The sequence below is a fragment of the Salmonella sp. 32020114201800008SM genome (assembly GCF_017572025.1).
In the GTDB taxonomy this organism is placed as follows: domain Bacteria; phylum Pseudomonadota; class Gammaproteobacteria; order Enterobacterales; family Enterobacteriaceae; genus Salmonella; species Salmonella enterica.
Window position 1 is genome coordinate 1 of record NZ_JAGEQM010000030.1, and the last position, 524, is coordinate 524.

1 rRNA gene is annotated in these 524 nt (G+C 54.6%); it reads right to left on the minus strand.

Annotated elements, in window-relative coordinates:
- Nucleotides 1-524, minus strand: a 23S ribosomal RNA gene (locus J4613_RS22515); the annotation flags it as partial.

Below are 524 nucleotides of genomic sequence, written 5' to 3' on the forward strand. Positions count from 1 at the left end.
GTCGCTGCCGCAGCTTCGGTGCATGGTTTAGCCCCGTTACATCTTCCGCGCAGGCCGACTCGACCAGTGAGCTATTACGCTTTCTTTAAATGATGGCTGCTTCTAAGCCAACATCCTGGCTGTCTGGGCCTTCCCACATCGTTTCCCACTTAACCATGACTTTGGGACCTTAGCTGGCGGTCTGGGTTGTTTCCCTCTTCACGACGGACGTTAGCACCCGCCGTGTGTCTCCCGTGATAACATTCTCCGGTATTCGCAGTTTGCATCGGGTTGGTAAGCCGGGATGGCCCCCTAGCCGAAACAGTGCTCTACCCCCGGAGATGAATTCACGAGGCGCTACCTAAATAGCTTTCGGGGAGAACCAGCTATCTCCCGGTTTGATTGGCCTTTCACCCCCAGCCACAGGTCATCCGCTAATTTTTCAACATTAGTCGGTTCGGTCCTCCAGTTAGTGTTACCCAACCTTCAACCTGCCCATGGCTAGATCACCGGGTTTCGGGTCTATACCCTGCAACTTAACGCCC